Source organism: Sorangium sp. So ce321, from assembly GCF_051530195.1.
Taxonomy (GTDB): domain Bacteria; phylum Myxococcota_A; class Polyangia; order Polyangiales; family Polyangiaceae; genus Sorangium.
This window is the reverse complement of the sequence record NZ_CP150329.1, coordinates 7,842,975-7,856,035: the sequence shown is the minus strand read 5'-3', so window position 1 is coordinate 7,856,035 and position 13,061 is coordinate 7,842,975. Positions and strand designations below refer to the sequence as shown.

The 13,061-nt window shown below is 72.6% G+C and carries 10 protein-coding genes; 7 read left to right on the top strand and 3 right to left on the bottom strand.

Annotated elements, in window-relative coordinates; translation table 11 throughout:
* Window positions 1-189: 189 nt before the first annotated feature.
* The 4 genes from WME89_RS28830 to WME89_RS28815 all read left to right on the top strand — a co-directional run bounded on the left by WME89_RS28830 (window position 190) and on the right by WME89_RS28815 (window position 5,533).
* Window positions 190-423 carry a hypothetical protein gene (locus tag WME89_RS28830; protein ID WP_438002897.1) on the top strand — a complete coding sequence of 78 codons (234 nt, stop codon included), beginning with the start codon at window positions 190-192 and terminating at the stop codon, window positions 421-423.
* Window positions 416-721, top strand: a complete 306-nt coding sequence (locus WME89_RS28825) for a nucleotidyl transferase AbiEii/AbiGii toxin family protein (RefSeq protein WP_438002896.1) — start codon at window positions 416-418, stop codon at window positions 719-721. Before WME89_RS28830 ends, WME89_RS28825 begins: the two co-directional genes overlap by 8 nt.
* A 157-nt stretch (window positions 722-878) precedes the next feature.
* Window positions 879-3,281: a hypothetical protein gene (locus WME89_RS28820; RefSeq protein WP_438002895.1), complete on the top strand. Its 2,403-nt coding sequence runs from the start codon at window positions 879-881 to the stop codon at window positions 3,279-3,281.
* A 47-nt stretch (window positions 3,282-3,328) separates the two neighbouring features.
* Window positions 3,329-5,533 carry a hybrid sensor histidine kinase/response regulator gene (locus tag WME89_RS28815; protein ID WP_438011985.1) on the top strand — a complete coding sequence of 735 codons (2,205 nt, stop codon included), beginning with the start codon at window positions 3,329-3,331 and terminating at the stop codon, window positions 5,531-5,533.
* A gap of 19 nt (window positions 5,534-5,552) precedes the next feature.
* On the opposite strand, the gene WME89_RS28810 is transcribed toward WME89_RS28815, so the two are convergent.
* From WME89_RS28810 to hisS, 3 genes are all read right to left on the bottom strand, one after another.
* Complete coding sequence (locus WME89_RS28810; RefSeq protein ID WP_437662698.1) at window positions 5,553-6,185, bottom strand: COMM domain-containing protein; 633 nt, start codon at window positions 6,183-6,185, stop codon at window positions 5,553-5,555.
* A gap of 96 nt (window positions 6,186-6,281) precedes the next feature.
* Window positions 6,282-8,039, bottom strand: a complete 1,758-nt coding sequence (locus WME89_RS28805) for a hypothetical protein (protein ID WP_438002894.1) — start codon at window positions 8,037-8,039, stop codon at window positions 6,282-6,284.
* Window positions 8,036-9,325, bottom strand: a complete 1,290-nt coding sequence (hisS, locus tag WME89_RS28800; RefSeq protein ID WP_438002893.1) for a histidine--tRNA ligase — start codon at window positions 9,323-9,325, stop codon at window positions 8,036-8,038. Before hisS ends, WME89_RS28805 begins: the two co-directional genes overlap by 4 nt.
* Window positions 9,326-9,439: 114 nt before the next feature.
* On the opposite strand from hisS, the gene ruvX reads away from it, so the two are divergent.
* The 3 genes from ruvX (at window position 9,440) to WME89_RS28785 (ending at window position 12,845) form a co-directional block, all read left to right on the top strand.
* Window positions 9,440-9,865, top strand: coding sequence for a Holliday junction resolvase RuvX (ruvX, locus tag WME89_RS28795; protein ID WP_437497266.1), 426 nt, complete (start codon window positions 9,440-9,442; stop codon window positions 9,863-9,865).
* 251 nt (window positions 9,866-10,116) lie between these two features.
* Window positions 10,117-11,508, top strand: a complete 1,392-nt coding sequence (locus tag WME89_RS28790) for a flavin monoamine oxidase family protein (RefSeq protein WP_438002892.1) — start codon at window positions 10,117-10,119, stop codon at window positions 11,506-11,508.
* Complete coding sequence (locus WME89_RS28785; RefSeq protein WP_438002891.1) at window positions 11,505-12,845, top strand: FAD-dependent oxidoreductase; 1,341 nt, start codon at window positions 11,505-11,507, stop codon at window positions 12,843-12,845. The genes WME89_RS28790 and WME89_RS28785 overlap by 4 nt, the downstream gene beginning before the upstream one ends.
* The last annotated feature ends 216 nt before the right edge of the window (window positions 12,846-13,061 follow it).

Genomic DNA, 13,061 nt, shown 5'->3' with positions numbered 1-13,061 from the left:
CCGGGTCGCATGTCTCGATCGGCGGAGCACAACGACGACGCGGCGCGCGATCGCGAGCGGCGCAGGAGCGCGCTGCGCGCGCGTCACGGGCGCATCGAGGACGACTGATGCGCGACGACGGCAGTCGCAGACCCTGGGGGCCGACCCAGGAGCGCCCGGCTGGGCGTGAAGGCGTGCTACACGACAACCATGGATCGCGACGATCGTACAGGTGAAGCCTTTCTCCGTGTCGTGGGTCGACGCACCGCTCCGCCGCTCGGCCAGCCCCCGCCGCCCGCATCGCGCGACGCTCTGACGGCCATGGCGCGCTATCGAACACGGGCGCCCAAGGGAATCTTCGTGTACCGGAACCACGCCGAGATGGAGGCCGACAGGCTGCGCTGGACCGTCGACGCCATGATCGAGCGCGCGCGCCATGGCTGAGTACACGCGCCCGGCCACGTGGGAGGACGTCAAGCTGCTTGCCCGCTACCTCGATGAGGCAGGAGTACGCTGGGCGTTGATCGGTGGCTATGCGATCGCCGCGCACGGGTTCGTCAGGTTCTCGGAGGACGTCGACATCCTCGTGGATCCGTCCACCGAGAACGCGAAGCGCTGGATCGCGGCGCTCGCCCGACTGCCTGACGGCGCGACGCGCGAGCTCGTCAGCTCGAGCCTTACGTGGAGGAGCGCCTCATCGACGGTGTGCGCCTGCGGGTGCTCGGGCTCGAAGGGTTGCTGAAGACGAAGGAAGGCATGCGCGACAAGGACCGGGCCGACGCCGCGGTGCTGCGTGCAGCCCTGGACGCTCTCCGCCAGGCGAAATGAAGAGCCGCCGCATCCCGCTCGCCTCGGGAGGCGGGCGCGGCTACTAGGCAGCCCCGGAGCCCCACGCGCCCATGCCCACGCTGCTGCGTTCACCGGCCACCAGGATCGGCGCAGCGCTCGTCGCGATCGCGATGGCGCTCGTCGGCTTCCTCCCCCTCTTCGACGGACCCGGCTACGAGAGCGCGCTCGCCGCGGGCCTCCTCGTGCCAGGCGCCGCGGCGATCGCGACAGCGCTCGACGTCGCCGCCCACAGGCCCCCGCCCGTCGAGGCGTTCCGCCGCGGCATCGCGAACGGCGCCCTCCTCGCCCTCGTCGCGTTCGCCACCACGCTCGCGCACGGCTTCCGCGCCGGCTTCTGCGACGCGCTCGGCGGCTCCGCCCACTTCGCCCTCGGACCCGGGCTCGGCGCCGCGCTCGGCGGCGCCTGGGGCGCCGTCGCGGGCGAGCTCGCCGCCAGCATCCGCCGCGACGAGAGCGCGCCCCCGCCCCCGGCGTGGCGCCGCCGGCTCGCCGCCGTCCTCGCCGCGCTCGCCGCCCCGCTCGCCTCCGCCGGCGTGAGCGCCGTCCGCTTCTACACGAGCCCGATCGTCTTCGCCTACGACCCCTTCGCCGGCTTCTTCAGCGGCACCCTCTACGACACGATCGTCGACGCGTCCGGGCTGCTCACCTACCGCGCCGGGACCCTCGCCACCCTGTTCGCCGCGTCCGTCCTCGCGCAGCACCTCGTCCACGACGCGAGCGGCCGGGTGTCGTTCCAGCCGCAAGGCCGCCCCGGGCTGCTCCTGCTCGGCGCCGCGAGCGCCGCGCTGAGCGCCGGCACGCTCGTGGAGGGCGCGCGCCTCGGCCACTTCCAGACCTCCGAGAGCATCGCGGCCGAGCTCGGCGCGCTCTCGCGAGGCCAGCGCTGCGAGGTCGTCTACCCGCGTGGGATGCGCGAGGCCGACGTCCTGCGCTTCGTGCGCGAGTGCGACGCCCACATCGAGGCCGGCGAGCGCTGGCTCGGGGCGCCCGCGGAGGCCGCGGGCCAGCCGCTCCGCGTCCGCGCCTACCTGTTCGAGAGCGCGGCGCAGAAGGGTGCGCTCATGGGCGCCTCGCGCACGTACGTCGCGAAGCCGTGGCGCCGCGAGGTGTACCTGCAGGCCGCCGGCTACCCGCACCCGACGCTCGGGCACGAGATCATGCACGTGCTCGCCGGCGCCTCCGCCCGCGGCCCGTTCAAGATCGCCGGGCGGCTCGGCGGGTGGCTGCCCGACCCGGGGCTCATCGAGGGGATCGCCGTCGCCGGCTCGCCAAGGGAAGGCGAGGACCTGAGCCCGCGCGGGTGGGCCAAGGCCATGAAAGATCTCGGGATCCTGCCGCCGCTCTCGCGCCTCTTCGCGCTCGGCTTCCTCGCCGAGAACTCGTCGACCGCCTACACGGTGAGCGGCGCCTTCGTCGGCCACGTGCGCGAGACCTACGGCCCCGCCGCGGTGCGCGCGTGGTACGGCGGGAAGCCGCTGCCGGAGATCACCGGGGCGTCGTGGGGGGACATGGAGCGCGCGTGGCACGCCGACCTCGACGCGCTGTCGCTGCCCGACGCCGCCAGGGCGCAGGCCAAGGCCCGCTTCGACAGGCCCGCCGTCTTCGAGCGGCGCTGCCCGCACGTGGTCGACGCGTGCACCCAGATGGCAGAGCAGCTGCGCGCGCGCGGCGACCACGAGGGCGCCATCGCCGAGTACCGGCGCGTGCTCGCGCTCGACCAGAGCCCCGCGGCCCGGGTCGCGATCGCCGAGACGCGGCTCGCGAGCGACGCGCCCGGCAGCCGGAGCGAGGGCGTCCGCGAGCTCGAGGGCATCGCCGGGGACGCGGCGATCCCCCGGCACCTGCGCGACCGCGCCGCGGAGCGGCTCGGCGACGTCGCGCTCGCCGCGGGCGACAGGGAGCGCGCGGCGACCTGGTACGGCGAGGTCGCCGCGCGGCTCGTCGACGAGGACCGGCTCCGGACGCTGGACGTCAAGATCGCCGCCGCGCACGACGACCGCGCGCGCGCGGCCGTGGTCGAGCTCTTGATCGGGACCCGCGGCGGCGCCCCGGACCGGATCCGCGCGGCCGAGCTCCTCGGCGCCTGGGCCGCGCAGACGCCCGGCGACGGCCTGCCGAGCTACCTGCTCGGCCGCCAGTACCTGAACGACGGCCGCTTCGGCGAGGCCGCCGATCGCCTGGACCGGGCGCTCGCGGCCCACCTGCCCGTCCAGCGCGTCTGGATCGAGGCCGAGCGGCTGAGGCTGGTGACGGCCTGCGGGCTCGACGACGTCGAGACAGCGCGCCGCATGTTCGCCCAGTACGCGGCCCACGACGGGGCGGCGGGCGCCGGGCCCGCCGTGAGCGAGGAGCGCCGCGACGCGGCCCTGCGCCTGCTCGAGCGCTGCGACCGGGCGGCGTCCCGGGCGGCGTCCCCGGCAGGCGCCCCGGAGCCGCCGGGCGGACAAAAATGAAGAATGCCTCTCGTTCCTGCGCGCTGCCGTGGTGAGATGTCGTGGAAATGCACGATGCGCCCGCGAGCGAGAGGTCCAGTCGCCTCGTCGCGCTGAACGCCGTCCTCACCGTCGTGGCCCGCCACTCGAACCTCCTGCTGCCGAGGCCGCTCGAGGAGCTCGCGGGCGCCGTGGGCCGGTTCGCCCCGTTCCAGCTCTTCGCGGTGATGTTCCCGGAGCCCGAGGGGGGGCTCCGCGCGTACGCCGTCTTCCGCGCCGACACGCTCGCCGCCGCGCCTTTCGGCGCGCGGCTGCCGGCGCCCGCGGCGCTCTTCCGGCGGGTGTTCGGCGAGGGGAAGGCGTTCTCGTGCGACGACACCCGCGCGGGCGACGCGCTCGACAAGATGGGGGCCGCCGAGGGGTGCCTGTCGTACGTCGCGCTCCCGGTGCGGAGCGCGCCGCCCGGCGCCGAGCCCGGCCATTCCTCCGCGCGCTCCTCCGGGCCGGGCAGCGCCGTCGTCGCGGCGCTCGTGCTCGGCTACGGCGACGCCGCCGCCGCGGCCGCCGCGCCGGCCGCGCTGCTCGAGGAGCTCGCCGAGGCGCTCGGCGCCGGCCTCGACCGCTCGCTGCGCGTCGTCGCCGGCGAGCGCGAGGCCGCCGAGCGGCTCCTGCGCATCCGCGAGCTCGAGGAGCAGCACCGGAACCTCCTCGACAACGCGCCGCTCATCATCTTCCGCCTCGATCCCGAGACGGGCGAGCTCTCGTTCCTGAACCGCCACGCCGAGCGGCTCCTCGGCGTGCCGGTGGCCGAGGCGCTGAAGACGCCGGGCTTCCTCGGGGAGGCCCACGCCGACCCGGAGGGCGTGATGTGCTTCGAGGACGCCGTCGCGCGGGCCAAGCTCGGCGCGCCCTCGGCGTCCTACGAGGCGCGCCTGCGCCGGCGGGGCGGCGACGCGATCACGGCGCGCGGCACGGTGTACCCGCTCGTGTCCGACCGCGGCCGCGTGGTGGCGATCGAGGGCGTGCTCGCGGACGTGAGCACCGAGCACGCGGCCCGCACCCGGCTCATCCAGGTCGACCGGCTGTCGACGCTCGGCACGCTCTCGGCCGGCGTCGCCCACGAGATCAACAACCCCGCGGCGTTCATCCTGCTCGGCCTCGACATGCTCGACCGCCTGCTGCGCGGGCCGAACGTGCGCATGGAGGGCGCCGCCGCCTCGAGCGCGTCGGAGCTGCTCCAGGAGCTGCGCGACTCCATCAAGCGCATCGTCGACATCGTCCGCGACCTGAAGCTGTTCGCGAGCCCGCCGCAGCCCGAGGGCTCGCGGCGCGCGCTGACGGACGCGAACCGCACCGTCGAGTCGGCGCTGAGCCTCACGCGCGGCCAGATCATCGAGCGGGCGCAGATCGTGAAGAACCTGTCCGAGGTGCCGCCGGTCCTCATGGAGGACGGGCGGCTCGGGCAGGTCATCGTGAACCTGCTCGTCAACGCGGCCCAGGCGATCCCGAAGCCGAGCTCGAAGCTCGAGGCGCGCGATCACACGGTGACCGTCGAGACGCGGAGCGACGGGGAGACGGTCGAGATCGTGGTGAGCGACACCGGCGCCGGCATCGCGGAGGAGAACCTGCCGCGCATCTGGGCGCCGTTCTTCACGACGAAGGGGCCCGAGGTCGGCACCGGGCTCGGCCTGTCGATCAGCCGCGAGATCATCGAGCGCGCGGGCGGCCAGATCACGGCCGAGAGCCCGGTCCCGGGGAGCGAGCCGCCGGGCGGCGCGCGCTTCATCATCTCGCTCCCCGCGGCGGGGCGCACGGAGGAGGAGACGCCGAGCGTGTCGCCGGTGCCGCGGCTCGTCTCGAAGCGGGCACGGGTGCTCGTGGTGGAGGACGAGCCGTCGCTCGCGCGCGCGCTGTCCGAGCAGCTCGGCCGCGTGCACCAGGTGGCGCTCGCGCCGAGCGCGGACGCGGCGATGGGGATGCTCGCCGGCGGCCAGCGCTTCGACGTCGTGCTCTGCGATCTGCGGATGCCCGGCATGTCGGGCGACGTGTTCTACACGCGCGTGCGCGAGAGCGACCCGGCGCTCGCGCAGGGGTTCATCTTCATGACCGGCGTGGGCTTCGGCGCGGACGTCGAGCGGTTCCTCGCCTCGTCCGGCCGCCCGCTCCTGGACAAGCCGTTCTCCGCCGAGGACGCGCTGTCCGCGATCGCCGAGGTCGTCTCGACGAACCGCGCCGGGGCGGCGCGCGGAGACGGCGGCGGCGGCGCCAAGTAGCGCGCGCGCGAGGGCTCGCTCAGCCGAGGATCTGCGCGCAGACCCGCTGGAGCTCCCGCAAGAGGTCGGGGGTGGCCTGGAGCGTGATGCGGGAGCGGGCCTCGCCCTCCTGGTAGCTCAGCGTCAGCAGGACGACGGGCGCCGCGATCTTCGCGCCGCGGCTCGCGGCCGTGATCGCGTCGACGCGCCAGTCGACGCCGGTGAGCAGCTTGCCGTGGTCGAGCAGCGCGCCGCGGACGATCTCGCGCCGCACGAGCGCGCGGGCCTGGTCGTAGCCGGCGAGCAGGATCGCCTGGATCTCCTCGGCCTCCTCGACGGGCACGAGCACCGCGAGGTCGGTCGCGAGCGCGGCGCGGTCGAGGTCGAGCTTGCTCGCCTCGCGGACAAGGAAGCGGCACGCCTTGAGCACCCGGGCGAGCGGCTCGGAGGCGACCTCGTGGCGGCGGCAGAACTCGTCGAGGTGCCGCTCCACGGCGGCGGGGACCGGCTCGCCGAGGCTGGGCCCGAGCGCCTCCCAGAGGCGCCGCCGCGCGCCCTCGGGCAGCTCCAGGAGCCGGCGCAGGTCGGCGGCGAGCTCCGGGGGCGGCGGCTGCCCGCCCAGGCTGCGGAGCCCGGCGCGCGGGGAGGGCGCCTCGTGCGCGGGCGTGCTCATCGCGACCTCGTCAACACCCGCGCCACACTCGCCGAGCTCCGCGGCGATGTCCATCGTCACGCGCTTGCCGCCGCGGCGCCGAGCGCCGCGCCGCGCTCATTCGCTCAGCTGGATCGGGACGTAGAGGGCGCGCATCTTCGACATCGTGCCCTGGCGCGTGTACCCGGCGAGCCCGTACAGGAGGTTCCACCAGTGCCCCTCCGGCGTCTCGCCGTACGAGAACACGGGGAAGAAGTGGAACTCCCACTCCTTGCCTCGCCGCCCGCGCTGCTCCTTGTAGAAGGTGTTGAGCGCGAGCTGCGTGACCGAGCTCTGGTCGGCGAACCGGAAGAAGAGCGGCAGCACCACCGTGGTGCGCGACGTCGGCGACGCGAAGTCCCAGAGGAACGGCGCGACGACGAGGTGCGTCGCGTTGCGCTCGCGCCCCGCGTAGAAGAACGGATAGATGTCCGTCTCCCAGCCGGTGAGATCCCGCGTGTGGCGGATGAGCGGCGTGAGCCACGTCGTGTCGCTCAGCCCGTGGCGCTTGAAGCGGCCGTAGAGCGGGAACAGGGCGAGGTCGTCGCTGCGCGGCGAGGTGTTCCGGTAATAGAACGGCAGCAGCATCGTCCGCTCGAGGTCGATGTCCGGATCGCGGTACTGCCAGAAGAGCGGCGTGATCATGTCGAGCTCCGTCCGCCCTCGGTAGCGAGCGTAGCCCCAGGTCGCGAAGGTGCTCTCCCCCTCCTCGCCGCGCGCCTTCACGAAGAGCGGCGTGATGAGCAGGTTCGAGTTGCCCTCGACCCCGTAGTGGAAGAACGGGAACAGCGTCGTCCGATCGTGGTTCTTGCCCCAGCTGTGCCAGTAGAACGGCATGACGTTGAACACGTCACCCTGGCGCGAGTGCTGCCAGAGCAGCGGCCCCCACACGTTCGTCGAGCGGTCGCCGACGTCGCTGTAGTGGTAGTAGTGCAGGAGCGGCGGGATCACCTCGTACTCGCTGCTCTCGTCGCGGCCGTAGAAGTAGAGCGGGGCCAGGCCGAGATCGATCTTGTCGGCCGTGCGCGCGTCGCACGTGGGGCCGCCCTTCCAGCTGCAGAAGAGGGGGCCGACGAGGTTGAAGCCGCTCCGCGCCGTGTGGTGCGTGAAGGTCAGCAGGGGAGGGACGTGGAAGTAGCCGCTCCCGTCGTCGCTCTTGCCCTCGAAGAAGAGCGGCGCGAGCCAGTTGTCGTGCCGGCCCGGCTCCGCCTTGCGCCCGGGGCTCGCGGGGCGCCCCTCGGACTCGCGGTGCATGAACGGGCCGACGATCGTCGTGTAGGTGTTCTCGTCCCGGAGCTTCCAGAAGAACGGGAAGAGCACGTCGGCGTCGACGTCCTTGCTCCGCCGGTTGTAGTAGAGCGGCGTCACCATCGTGGCGCGATCGCCCGGCATCTTGCGCTCCGCCCAGAGGGGGAAGAGCGTCCGGAACTGGTACTTGCCGCTCCGCTCGCCGTAGTAGAGGCCGTACCAGTCGCGCTGGATCTCCTCGGCGCGCCCGCGCTCCCACTCGCCGGGGTCGTTCGTGCCGATCTGCTTCTTGACCGACGGCGGCACCGCCAGCGGGTCCTGCGGCAGCGTCGGCTCCTGGGTCTGGATCGGGCTCTCCTCGGACGTCGGCGCGGCGTGCGTCTCCGGCGTGCCGGGCGGCGGCTGCTGCGGCGAGCTCGAGGGGGGCGGCCCCATGCCGGGCTGGCCGAAGCCGACCTGCGCCGCCGCGACGGACGGCGCGCCGAGCGCCGCGAGCGCGGCCGCGAGCGCCGCGCCCCGCGCCTCGCGCGCCGGCGCGCCGCGCGCCCTCCGCCAGCAGCCCTGCTCTCCCTTCGCCTTGTAGGTCAACGCGCTCCCCGCTGGCCGCCGCCGGGTGATGACTCGAGCGTCCGGTCCGCGAGCACGCGCGCCGCGCCCTCGAGCGGGATCTCCTCTTGCACGTGCGCCGCGAGGTCCTTGATCTGGAGCACGCCGCGCTCGATCTCCGAGTCGCCCAGGATCACGCAGAGCCGCGCGCCGACGGCGTCCGCGCGCCGGAGCATCGACTTGAGCCGCCCGCCGCGCCCGTCGAGCTCGACCGAGACGCCGAGCGCGCGCAGCTGCTTCGCCAGGACGAGCGCCCGATCCGCGCCCACCTGGCCGAGCGGGGCGAGGAAGCAGCCGGGCTTCCGGCGCGCCGCGTCGCCGGGCATCATCGTGAGCAGCCGCTCCATCCCCATCGCGAAGCCGATCGCCGGCACGCTCGGCCCGCCGAGCCCCGCGACCATGTTGTCGTAGCGGCCGCCGCCCGCGAGCGTGCTCTGCGCGCCGAGATCGCCCGAGGTCGCCTTCACCTCGAAGAGCGTGCGCGTGTAGTAGTCGAGGCCGCGCACGAGCGACCGGTCGATGACGTAGTTCACGCCGAGCACGTCGAGGCAGCGGAGCACGCCGTCCCAGTGCGCCCGGTCCGCGTCGTCGAGCAGGTCGAGGATCATCGGCGCGTCGCGCGACACGTCGTGGTCGCGCGGGTCCTTCGAGTCGAGGATGCGCAGCGGGTTCTTCTCGAGGCGGCGCTGCGAGTCCTCGCTGAGCTTTTCCTTGCGCGGGGTGTAGTGGGCGAGCAGCGCGTCGCGGTAGCGCTCGCGCGTGCCCGCGCTGCCGAGCGAGTTCACGTGGACGACGAAGTCGGTGATGCCGATGCGCTCCAGGAAGCCCGCGACGAGGTCGATCGTCTCGGCGTCGCAGAGCGGCCCCGGATCGCCGAAGAGCTCACAGCCGGCCTGGTAGAACTGGCGGTAGCGCCCCTTCGCCGGCCGCTCGCCGCGGAACATCGCCCCGAGGTAGTACCAGCGGGTCACCGGCTCCTTCGCGTGGACCGCGTGCTCGACGTACGCGCGCGCGGCGCCCGCGGTGCCCTCGGGCCGCACCGTGAGCGCGTCGCCGTGCCGCTCGAAGGAGTACATCTCCTTCTCGACGACGTCCGTCGTCTCCCCCATCTGGTGGCGGAAGAGCTCCGTCGGCTCGAGCAGCGGCGTCCTCACCTCGGCATAGCCGTGGAGCTCCGCGTGGAGGCGGAAGGCCCCCTCGAGCTTGTGCCAGCGCTCCACCTCTTCGGGGAGGATGTCGTTCATCCCCCTGACCGCGCGCAGTTCCATCGCGCGGCGCTTATGGTCGGTGCTGGCGAGCGGGTCAAGCGGCTCGCATGCCTCCCCGGTGCGCTCGGGTCTCGCCGGCTCACCGTCCGGGGGCTATGTGCTGGTTCCAGAGGCATGAAGAAGACACGCGCAGCGGCGATCGATCTTGGGAAGGCCCGCGTCGGCGTGGCCGTGACCGACGAGCTCGGGCTCTACGCCCACCCGCGGCCGCTGCTCGACGGGCGGAACCGGAGGGCGCTGCTCGAAGCGCTCGCGGCGCTCGCCCGGGACGAAGGCATCACGCGGTTCCTGGTCGGGCTGCCGCTCGAGATGAACGGGGACGAGGGGCCGGCCGCGCGACGGGCGATCGCCTTCGCCCAGGCGCTGGCCGACGCGGCCGGGGTGGAGGTGGAGCTGGTCGACGAGCGGCTGACCACGGTCGAGGCGGCACGGCGGCTGCGCGACGGGGGCGTCTCGGGGCGCAAGAGCAAGGAGCGCGTCGACGGGGCGGCGGCGGCGCTGCTGCTCCAGGCGTGGCTGGACGGGCGGCGCGGCGGCTGAGCGGTCGCGCCGGGCGCGCCGGACGCCGTCGCCGAGCGCTCGCCGCGTGGGCCTGCGCGGACGGCGTCCGATGTGACCTGGGCGCGCCGGACGCCGTCGCCGAGCGCTCGCCGCGTGGGCCTGCGCGGACGGCGTCCGATGTGACCTGGATGACGCGCCTCCAGGTTTCGGCTACCTGGGCGGCATCCGGCCGTTCCCTTCGATGGAGCGGTCCACGCAGTGCAGCCTCGGACGATTGCAGAGGGGAACTCATGAACGCGACACGGACACCTACAGGCGCTCGCGCGCGGGTCGGCCTGGAGGACCTGCGCATCGCCGTCGTCGGCGCGGGCCCAGCGGGGCTGACGGCGGCCCACACGCTCAAGAAGCTCGGATACCGCCATGTCGCTGTGTTCGAGCGGAGCGAGGCCGTGGGCGGGAAGGCGTGCACCCTGGAGCACGGCGGGCACACCTACGAGATGGGGGCGATCTGGCTCTCGAGCGATTACGAGGTCGTCAATCAGCTCGCCGCGGAGGTCGGCATCGCCACGAAGGCGTACCGGGTCAAGAAGTACCAGGTCGAGGCGGACGGGAGCAGGATGACGTTCGCCGCGGTGGCCAAGAAGAAATATGGCGCCGCGGCGGTCGCGCGCGCGCTGCTCAACTACGCGAAGGTCCGTGCCCGGTACGCGAGGGCCTTCGCGCCTGGGTTCGCCGGCGCGCCGCCCGCGGTGCGCGCCAACTTCAGCGAGTTCGCGGAGGCGCACGGGTTCGCCCCGCTGGCCGACATGCTGCGGGCGTTCACGGTCGCGTGCGGGTACGGCTACTATGAAGAGGTCCCGGCGCAGTACCTCCTCAAGCTGTTCAACTGGATCGTGCGGATCGCCCTCAGGGACGCGGCGAACGAGGCCCTGGGGCTCCGCCTCCCCGGGCTCGTGGTCCCCGAGGGCGGGGCGCAGCGGATCTGGACCGAGCTCGCGAGGACGCTCGACGTCCGCCTGCGCTCGGCGGTGACCCGCGTCGCCCGGACGGCCCGGGGGATCGCGCTGACCGTGAACGGAGAGGTACAGACGTTCGATCGCGTCATCGTGTCCGCCGCCCTGGACCAGGCCTCGACCTTCATGGAGTTCCCCGCCGACGTGGCGGGCATGATCAAGGGGCTCAGGACCTATCGATGCCACATCTCCCTCGTCGAGGTCGAGGGCGTCGAGCGGCAGAATACAAGCTTCTTCTACGAGAACATGTTCCGGAAGAACATGGGGCGCATGCTCGTGCTCGGGACCCGCTACGCCGACACCAACCTGTTCACCACCAACCAGATCTCCGATGGCTCGATACCGGAGGACGAGCTGGAGCGGCTGCTCGAGGCCGACGTGGCCCGGTACGGCGGGAAGGTCGTCCGCGTCGTGGCGAAGCGCTCGTGGGTCTATTTCCCTCACTTTCCGCGGGAGCTCCTGGATGCGGGGGTCTACGAGCGGCTCGAGGCCTTGCAGGGCAAGGACGGGATCTTCCTCGTCGGAGGCACGATGAGCTTCGAGTCTCTCGAGGACTCCGCGCGCTACGCGAGGGATCTCGTCATCGAACATTTCTCCGACCGGGCGGCTCCCTCGATTGCGCCGCGCGCGGGGCGACGGCCTCAGACCGTGGCAGAGGTGACGTCATGAGCGCGACGCGCGCCTCGAGGGGCGCTCGCGCGCGGGCCGGCCTGGAGCACCTGCGCATCGCCGTCGTCGGCGCGGGCGCCGCGGGGCTGACGGCGGCCCACACGCTCAAGAAGCTGGGGTATCGCAACGTCACGGTGTTCGAGCAGGGCGACTCCGCGGGCGGGAAGGCGCTGGCCTTCGAGCATGGAGGGCGCTCCTACGCCCTCGGCGCTGTCTGGGTCCTCCGCGACTACGAGGTTGTCAATCAGCTCGCTGCGGAGCTGGGGATCGCCCTGGAGCCCTCCAGGATGAAGAAGACCCAGGTCGACGCGGACGGGAGGAGGCTTCCGTTACGCGACGTGGCGAAGGAGAAGTACGGCGCCCGCGTGCTCGCGCGCTCCCTGCTCAACTACGCGAAGGTCCGCGTCCGCTACGCTGCGGTGTTCCGGCCCGGGTATTCCGGCACGGACCCCGCGCTGCACGTCAACTTCAGCGAGTTCGCGGAGGCGCACGGGTTCGCCCCGCTGGCCGACCTGCTGCGGTCGTTCACGGCCGCGTGCGGGTACGGCTATTACGAGGAGATCCCGGCGCAGTACATCCTCAAGCTGTTCAACTGGTTCGTGACGGGCGTCATCAGGGACGCTGCCCGCGAGGCCCTGAGCCCCCGCATCTCGCCCGGGTTCCTGTTCCCCACGGAGGGAATGCAGCGGCTATGGACCGAGCTCGCGAAGACGCTCGACGTGCGCCTGCGGTCGGAGGTGACCCGCCTCGCCCGGACCGCCCAAGGGGTCGAGCTGACGGTGAACGGAGAGGGCCAGACGTTCGACCGCGTCATCGTCACCGCCCTCCTGGACCAGGCCTCGAGGTTCATGGAGTTCCCGGCCGACGTGGCGGGGATGATCAAGGAGCTCAGGACCTATCGATTCGTTGTCTCCTTGCTCGAAGCCGAAGGGCTCGAGAGGCAGAGCCTCGTCCTCCTCTACGAGAACACGTGGCGGAAGAACATGGGGCGCGCGCTCGCGATCGCGTCCGGCTACACCGACAGCAACGTGTTCCTCGCCTTCCAGATCTCGGACGGGTCGCTGCGGCAGGAAGAGCTGGACCGGATGCTCGAGGAGGACGTCGCCGGGCATGGCGGCAAGATCCTCCGGGTGATCACGAAGAAGACGTGGGCCTACTTCCCTCATTTCGGGAAGGCGCTCCTGGACAAGGGGGTCTACCAGCGGCTGGAGGCCTTGCAGGGCAAAGACGGGATCTACCTCGCCGGAAGCACGATGAACTTCGAGACCCTCGAGGACGCCGCGCGCTACGCGAGGGATCTCGTCATCGAGCATTTCTCCGATCAGCGAGCGCGCTGAGCAGCGCATGCCGCCGAAGGTCATTCAACATCACGGCGCGCCGCTTCGGACGGAAGGATGGACGTCGGGCCCTGGAGGGTGAGGCGCTACAGCGGCCTGACCTGAACAACGCTCTTCCCCAGGCCGGTATATCCCAGTTAACGTGCCAGCGCTTTTGTACACAGGGTAGGTCGTGGGCTCTGGCGTTCGGCGAGGCCACGTCAAGGATAATCAATC

What these genes read in the sequence shown, in the direction of transcription:
- WME89_RS28830 (WP_438002897.1), top strand. Translation starts at nt 190, where the DNA reads ATGGATCGCGACGATCGTACAGGTGAAGCCTTTCTCCGTGTCGTGGGT.
- hisS (WP_438002893.1), bottom strand. Translation starts at nt 9,325, where the DNA reads ATGGAACTGCGCGCGGTCAGGGGGATGAACGACATCCTCCCCGAAGAG.
- WME89_RS28820 (WP_438002895.1), top strand. Translation starts at nt 879, where the DNA reads ATGCCCACGCTGCTGCGTTCACCGGCCACCAGGATCGGCGCAGCGCTC.
- WME89_RS28825 (WP_438002896.1), top strand. Translation starts at nt 416, where the DNA reads ATGGCTGAGTACACGCGCCCGGCCACGTGGGAGGACGTCAAGCTGCTT.
- WME89_RS28785 (WP_438002891.1), top strand. Translation starts at nt 11,505, where the DNA reads ATGAGCGCGACGCGCGCCTCGAGGGGCGCTCGCGCGCGGGCCGGCCTG.
- WME89_RS28815 (WP_438011985.1), top strand. Translation starts at nt 3,329, where the DNA reads ATGCACGATGCGCCCGCGAGCGAGAGGTCCAGTCGCCTCGTCGCGCTG.
- WME89_RS28790 (WP_438002892.1), top strand. Translation starts at nt 10,117, where the DNA reads ATGAACGCGACACGGACACCTACAGGCGCTCGCGCGCGGGTCGGCCTG.
- ruvX (WP_437497266.1), top strand. Translation starts at nt 9,440, where the DNA reads ATGAAGAAGACACGCGCAGCGGCGATCGATCTTGGGAAGGCCCGCGTC.
- WME89_RS28810 (WP_437662698.1), bottom strand. Translation starts at nt 6,185, where the DNA reads ATGAGCACGCCCGCGCACGAGGCGCCCTCCCCGCGCGCCGGGCTCCGC.